Source organism: Acinetobacter rongchengensis, from assembly GCF_003611475.1.
In the GTDB taxonomy this organism is placed as follows: Bacteria; Pseudomonadota; Gammaproteobacteria; order Pseudomonadales; family Moraxellaceae; genus Acinetobacter; species Acinetobacter rongchengensis.
In genome coordinates this window covers 1-8,707 of sequence record NZ_RAXT01000079.1, presented here as the reverse complement: position 1 = coordinate 8,707, position 8,707 = coordinate 1, and the positions used below count along the sequence as shown (strand labels likewise).

The following is an 8,707-nucleotide window of genomic DNA, read 5'->3' as shown; positions in this document are numbered from 1 at the left end:
ACCTGTCACATTTAATGTAAACTGCGTGTCATTCGAATAGAAGTCTGTAGAGGAAACGCCTTTGTCTTCATAACCTGTCATACTGATTGCCGTATTCGGGGTTAATACACTATCAATTTTTACATTTTGTGCAGTTGCTACCCCCGGAATACCCGCGGCATCTATCACACGAGATTCAAACTTATACGTCCCATCTGTAAATGGGCTACCTGTGCGATCCAATGTCCAAGTTCCATTGGTATTGGTTACCGCATCTAACCATGTAATCCCACCATCTAAACTGACTTGAACTTTATCTCCAATCTCTAAAGTTCCATTCACCTGACCACTAATCACGAGTGTTTTATCATTGGTAATAAAATCACCTGCAATTCCACGATCTTCAGAAATAGCGGTAATGACTGCTGTTGAAATAGGTGCAGTAACATCAATCACAATATTAAATGCAGCCGTTGGATCACTTACGTTTCCTGCTTGATCCGTTTGAGTTGCAGTTAATGCATGTGTTCCTTCGGTTAAACCTGGTGCAGGGATTGTATAGCTCCAAGTCCCATCGGCTTTTGCAGTTGTGGAACCAACCAATAAACCATTTTCATAGATCGAAACGATACTATTGGCTTCGGCTTTTCCGCCCACTGTTGGTGTGGTGTCATCACTACGATCACCTGATTTTAATAAGCCCTGTACCAGTCCAACATCATCACTGACTGTTTCTAACGTTAAACCTGTTGGTTTGATGGTATCAATCGTGAATCCTATTGTTGCTGTTGCTGTATTACCATTGGTTAAGGTTGCTGTAGCCGTATAGGTCTGTGCGCCATTGCTCTGAGTTGGTACTTCAAGTGACCAGTTTCCATTAGCATCCGCAGTAACTGAACCCAGTGCATTTCCAGACTTATCCGTAATTGCAACAATTGTGCCTGCCTTGGTTGTCCCTGACAAAACTGGAGTATCATCATTGGTTACACCACCATCAGCGATTGGTCCAATAACTGGTGCTTTATTATCCGTCGCACTGATCGTAATATTCACCGCGCTCTTATCAACATCAAAGCTTAGTGCATCACTTGGCGCACTCGTGTTACCCGCTGGATCTGTTTGTGTGATAACCACATTATGTGGCCCATCTCCCAATTCTACTGTTGGAGTAAATGTCCACGTTCCATCTGGTTGAACTGTTGCTGTACCTATGACTGTACCATTATCCGTCAAGGTAATTGTACTACCCGCTTCACCATTACCCGAGAATGTTGGGGTGCCGTCATCTGTTACGCTACCGTTAGTGATAGGGCCTACCACTTGTCCCACGTTATCAACTGCTGCCAAATCAGGTTTGCTTGGTGCAGCTGTATCTAAGTGGATCACATAATCGCCAGTGAATGGGCTCAATTGACCTGCTGCATCGACAGCTTGAGCTTTAATGGCTTTAGCACCATCTACGCCTAAATCTGCCACTTCAACAGACCATGTACCATCTGTTTTAACAACTGTGTTTGCGACTTCTACACCATCACTATAGACATGAATCGTTGATCCAACTTGCCCCGTACCACTGATTGTTGGTGTCTTATCATTGGTTAAACCATCTTTAGGAATGGTTTGATTGAATAAACCACCTGCAACATTATCAACAACATTGGTAATTGCAGGTGCAGGCGGTGGAGCACCTAGCAGATCAAATGTCCATGGTGTTGTTACCGCTCCTTCATTACCTGCAACATCAACTGGTGCAGCCGTTAAACTGTGTGGTCCTGCGCCCAATGGTAAAGTTGGTGTAAAACTCCATGTTCCATCGGCTTGAACTGTTGCTGTTCCGATTAAGTTGCCATTGTCATATATATTGACATATGCAGCATCCGCAGGAGCCTTACCGGTAAATTCAGGACGCGTATCGTCTGTCACGCCTTGTTCTGGAATCGTACCTTGTATTGCACCAACGTCGTCTTTTAAATCTAAATCAGATAAAGCAGTAGGTACTTTCGTATCCACTGTAAAATTCTGTGTGACCACAGCACTACTATTTCCAGCCGTATCAATAACACGTGCTTGAACCGTATAAGTCCCATCCTGCAAAGTCTGTGCAGTATTGTCATAACTCCACGTTCCATCTGCTTTGCTCGTTGCATCGACCCAATTCGCACCATTGTCGAAAGAAATTTGTACTTTTTCATTACTCGCCAATGCTGTTGAAGCTTTGCCATGAATGATTAATGTTGCATCTTTCGTCACAAAGTCAGATGTGTTGACACCTGTATCTTCAGAAATACTTGTAATAGAAGCAAGAGAGCTTGGTAATGCTGTATCAATGATGATATTTTGCGGAGTCGAAGATGCACCAATATTACCAGCTTGGTCAATCACGCGGCTCACTACACTATATGTACCATCCGTGAGTGTTGCAGTTGTATTGTCCAACATCCACATATTTGCTGGGCGATCCAATGTTGCATCTGTCCAAGTTGCACCACCATCCAAACTAATCTGTACACGCTCATCCGCTGCTAAATTACCGACAACCGTTCCATTAAAAATCAATGTATTGTCATTGGTAATAAAATCACCCGCTTGACCACTGTCCTGACTAATACCTGATAAGGTTGTTGTTGCAGTTGGTGGCGCTGTATCAATAACGATTTCTTGTGTATTCTCAACACCTGCTGTACCTGTAGAATCAATCACACGTGTAATCACGGTGTATTTTCCATCGACAAGGTCTGTTGTTGCATGGTCCAAATTCCAACTGGTTCCAGTTGGATCAGTTGTTGCTGTTAACCAACTTAAGCCACCATCCAAACTGACTTGGACTGTTTCATCAGAATCTAATGCCCCTGTGATATTTCCAGAGAACACCAAAGATGGATCATTGGTAACAAAATCACCTGCCACGCCACTATCATCTGTAATTAAAGTTAGATCAGCTGTTGCTTTTGGCGGTTCAGTAACAATGGTTACCTGTTGAATGATTTGGTGTCCAACATTACCAACTTGATCCACAACACGAGCAATAAATTGATGTGTTCCACTACTCAAAGTATTTGCTGTATTGTCTAAAGACCAGGTCTGACTGACTGGATCAACCTGTACAGTTGTCCATGTATTGCCACCGTCGACACTGACTTCAACATGATCATTTGCAGCTAATGTGCCAGACTCAATTTTACCGTTAATGATGAGGGTCGTATCACTGGTTTTATAATCACCTGCAATACCTGTATCATCGCTAATACCAGTAAATGCAAGGGTTAAACTTGTAGATGGTGGTGTTAGATCAATGACAACTTGTTGTGTATCTGTGACATCACCATTCAGTACTTTATCAACAACGCGGGTTTGGAATTGATAAGTCCCTTCAGCTAAGGAATTGGCTGTATTGTTGTATGTCCAAGTGTTTGTTGCTGAATCAACGGTAACATTCAACCAAGTCTGACCACCATCCAAGCTGAGTTGTACTTGATCATCTGTAGCTAAAATACCTGTAACTTTACCGCTGATAATGAGTGTTTGATCATTGGTTTGGAAATCACCTACTGTACCAGTATCTTCAGTAATACTGGTAAATTCAGACGTAGCCGTTGGTACAGAAGTGTCTATGACCAATTTTTGCGTAGCAATTGGGCCTGTATTTCCTGCTTGATCAACAACACGTGCAGCCAAAGTATACGTCCCATCGACCAATGTTGTTGCACTGTGATCCAGCGTCCATGTTTTAGCAATAGGGTCTAATACCGCTTTAATCCACGTTGTACCACCATCCAAACTCACTTCAACAGCATCATTTGCAGCAACATCACCAATGATCGTTCCATTAAAGACCAAAGTATTGTCTTTGGTTTGGTAATCACCTGCCACACCTGTATCTTCAGTAATGCTCGAGAATAAAGCGGATGCAACTGGCGGTCTAGAGTCGACAACCACATCATGCTCAGAGATATCCCCTTGATTACCCGCCAAATCTACAACACGGACTTGTACCTTGTAGGTACCATCTGCCAAAGCATTAGCAGTATTGTCGAAACCCCATGTTTTATTTGTATAATCAACCGTTGCCTCAGACCAAGTTTTACCTCCATTTAGGCTAATCAGCACTTTATCTGTTGGCTCAAGCTGACCTGTGATTTCACCATTCAGTAGTAAAGTATTATCACTGGTGACAAAATCATCTATAACACCTGTGTCATCGGTAATTGTAGTTAATTTCGCCAAAGTACTTGAATATGGCGCTTGAGTATCAATTTGAACATCTACAGTACTCGCACTACCCGCTACACCCGCAACGTTCACTACACGTGCTTGGAAAGTATATGCACCATCTACCAAAGGATTGGCGGTATTGTCATAGCTCCAAGTATGATTGGTACGATCAACCACCGCTTGTTGCCAAGTTGCACCATTATCTAAACTGATTTCAATATAGTCGGTCGCAGCAAGATTATTCAAAATCTTACCATGAAGAACCAAGCTATTATCGTTGGTGATATAGTCACCCACAATACCGCTATCTTCGGTAATACTGGTAAATTCAACCGATGCTGTAGAAGGCAAGTTATTGATGACTACACTTTGAGAAGTTAATTGTCCGACATTATTCGCCGTATCAATTACACGAACTTGAACATTATAAGTACCATTGACTAAAGGGGTACTGGTATGATCAAAAAGCCAAGTATTTGCTACACGGTCTAATGTTACTTCACTCCAATTGCGGCCACCATCAAGGCTTATTTGAACGCTTTCATCTGCAGCCAAAGCACCTGTAATATTGCCTTGGAATAACAAACTGTTGTCTTGAGTAATAAAATCACCAACAGTACCCGTATCATCTGAAACAGTTGTTAATGTTGCTGTAGCTGTAGAAATACTGCTATCAACAACCACAGTTTGTGTCGAAACCGTACCTACATTCCCTGCCGTATCAATGACACGTGATTGAACAGTATAGCTTCCATCATCCAATTCATTGATTGTGTTGTTATAATTCCACTTATTCGTAACACGATCTAGAGTGGTTTCAAGCCAGGTTGCTCCTCCATCCAAACTGATTTGGACACGCTCATCCGCAGCCAAAACACCATCAACTTGACCTTTAAAAATAAGCGTATTATCACTAGTCACATAATCGCCTAGTACACCCGTATCTGTGGTAATACTGGTCAAAGATGAAGTCGCTACAGGCATTGATGTATCAATTTGAATATCTTGACTGCTTTCAACACCGCTATTGCCTGATTTATCGACAACACGTGTCAGCAAAGTATGCGTTCCATCAGTCAATGGATTTGCTGTATTGTCATAACTCCAAGTACGTGTAGCTGGATCGATGACAGCTTCTACCCACGTTGTACCGCCATCTAAACTCAGCTGTACAGTATCACCTGCAGCTAAACTACCTCCATTAATTTTTCCTTTAAAAACAAGTGCATTATCATTGGTAATGTAATCACCTGTTGTACCTGTGTCTTCAGTAATGCCTGTAAATACTGCCGATGTTAATGGTGCGCGTGTATCAATAACAATATCTTGGGCTGTTACTTGCCCCACATTACCCGCTTGATCAATCACACGTGTTTGGAATTTATATGTTCCATCTGCAAGCGGATTATCCGTATTGTCATACGACCAAGTATTTGTCGCTGAATCAACCGTTGCTTCTAACCAAGTTTTACCACCATTTAAACTGATTTGGACCTTATCACCTATTTCCAAAGGTGCAGACAACGAACCTGTAAGTTCTAAACTATTGTCACTGGTAGAAAAATCTCCAACCACACCAGTATCATCGCTAATTCCTGTTAATGTACTGATAACATTAGAAGCTTGAGTATCTACCACAACTGTTTTATTTGAAACAGCACTCGCATTTCCAGCTTCATCAACCACACGAGCTTGGACATAATAAGTACCATCATAAAACTTATCGTCTAATGACCACGTGTGAGTTACAGAATTAACTACTGCATCCTTCCAATGCATACCACCATCGATGCTCACTTGAACAGTCTCACCTGTAGCAAGCGTATTAAGAATACGACCATTGATCGTTAATGTATCATCACTCGTTACATAATCACCGACTGTGCCTGTATCTGTTGTAATGCCTATAATTTCAGCAATTGCTGTTGGAACAGCACTATCAACAACCACTGTTTGAGTAATAACAGGACTGGTAATTCCGACAGTATTGATCACGCGCGCTTCTAAACGATATGTACCATCAACAAGTTGATTCTGAGTATTGTCATAACTCCACGTACCAGCAGCACGATCTAACGTTGCATCTACCCACGTTGTGCCACCATTCAAACTCACTTGCACTCGTTCATCCGTATTAAGTGGTTTTATGATTTCACCAGAAATAACTAATGTTTGGTCACTAGTCTTAAAATCTGCTGGAAGACCCGTATCATCAGTGATAGCAGTAAACTTAATTGTCCCTGCTTCTAACGGTGCAGTATTAATAACAATCGTCTGAGACACTGAAGAAGTTACATTCCCTGCAATATCAACAATACGTGCCGAGAATGTATATGAACCATCTGCAAGTTGATTTGCAGTATTGTCATAACTCCACGTGTTTGTAACAGAATCAACCGTAGCATCTAACCAAGTTGTTCCACCATCTAAGCTCACTTGAACACGTTCGTCTGCTGCGCCTTGGAATTGACCAGATAAAATAAGCGTATTATCACCAGTATTAAAGTCACCTACTGTTCCTGTATCTTCAGTAATAGCATCAAAAGTAAGATGACCCGAGTCAGGTGGACTGATTGTCGTATCAATCTCTATAATTTGATGAACAGGTGAGCTTACGTTACCAGCCAAATCAATCACTTGAGCTTTTAATGTATGCGTACCTTCTGATAATTCATTCGCTGTATTATCATATGACCACGTTCCCTGAACACGATCCAAAACAGTATCATGCCAAGTTAAACCATCATCAAAACTCACCTGAACACGTTCATCAGATGCGATAGGTTGCAGAACTAAACCATTCACCATTAGGCTTTTGTCATTGGTAATATAATCACCAACAACACCTGTATCATCAGTAATACCTGAAATAGTGATTAATCCATCTACAGGTTTAGTTGTATCAATAACAATATCTTCTGCTACAGCTGCAGTGGTATTACCTGCTGCATCAATAATACGTGTTTCTACTTGATGTGAACCTTCAGACAATGGATTCGCAGTGTTATCCAAAGTCCACGTATTATTTACACGGTCTAATGTTGCTTCAACCCAAGCCCCACCATCTATGCTTACTTGTACTTTTTCATCTATAGCCAAAGCCCCAGTCACAGTTCCATGAATGACTAATGTTGTATCAGCAGTCATGAAATCATTGGCTATACCTGTATCTTCGGTAATTCCTGTGATATTTGCTTGGGCTGTTGGGGTTTCTGTATCAATCGTGATGACTTGCGGTGTTGAAAGTGGGCCTATATTTCCAGCTTCATCAATCACACGCACAACCACTTCATGTTGACCATCGGTCAGTGGCTGCGCTGTATGATCAAGTATCCAAGTATTATTGATAGGATCAATTGTTGCATCTTGCCATGTTGCTCCACCATCAATACTTACTTGTACTTTATCTGTAGGCTCAACAGTACCTGTAATGATTCCATTTAAAATTAATGATGGGTCATTGGTAATATAATCGCCAACCGTACCGCTATCATCCGTAATACCAGTCAAAGTTGCAGTGGTTGTCGGAGCAAACGTATCTATCGTCAATGTAAATTGAGTGCTACCTGATACTCCAGCAGTATTGGTGATTGTCGCTGTATATTGATGTGTACCATCCATTTGAGCCGGAAGCTCAAAAACCCAATTTCCAGATGCATCTACTGTGGTCGAACCAATTTCTGTCCCATTTTCAGAAATATGCACAACAGCATTGACTAAACCTGTACCGACCAATGTCGGCGTTGCATCATCTGTAATTGCATGATTAGCAAGATCACTTTGATTTAGACCTACATCATCTAATGCTTTTAAGATTTCAATTTTGACAGGTTGAGTATCTACAACAAATGTAAGTGGATCACTTAATACACTTATATTTCCTTTAGGGTCTATCTGTTGAATGGTAATGACATGACTACCATCGACTAATGGTGTTGTTGGGGTAAACGACCAAGTTCCATCAGGTTGTACAGTTGCAGAACCAATTTCTACACCTTGGTCAAAAATTTTAACAATCCCGCCAATTTCTTTACTTGTACCTGAAAATGTAGGTTGATTATCATCTGTTGTAGTATTCGGTTGAATTGCGCCCTGAACGACACCGATGTCATCCTGCGCTGAAAAGAGTGGCTTATCTGGTCTTATCGTATCTGTCACAGTTAAATTAGTACGATATGCTATACCTTGCTTATCTGTACCAACAAGTAAGAAACTTTCACCATTGTTAAACGGAACATTTCTTACCAAATTACCATTTGCAAATACAGTAGCTTCAATTGGCGTTGCTGAATCATCAATTGAACCATCTGCTTTTAATAAGTAAATCGTAACTTTTGTTCCAGCCATAAAGTTACTTGATTGAATTATTGCCATTTTCGAACCTCTATCTTTTATTTAATAAAAATAATTTTATAAGTGACAAGTTATAAATATGTGACGACTATCACATTTTAAGAGATAAGTTATAAATAAACGACATTAATTTTGTAGCTTTATTTAACAATAAACACAAAAA

1 protein-coding gene is annotated in these 8,707 nt (G+C 40.9%); it reads right to left on the bottom strand.

Features of this window, described 5'->3' with window-relative positions; translation table 11 throughout:
* The coding region (locus D7V20_RS17725; protein ID WP_171407856.1) for an Ig-like domain-containing protein at positions 1-8,565 on the bottom strand (8,565 nt) is incomplete at its 3' end.
* Positions 8,566-8,707: the final 142 nt, after the last annotated feature.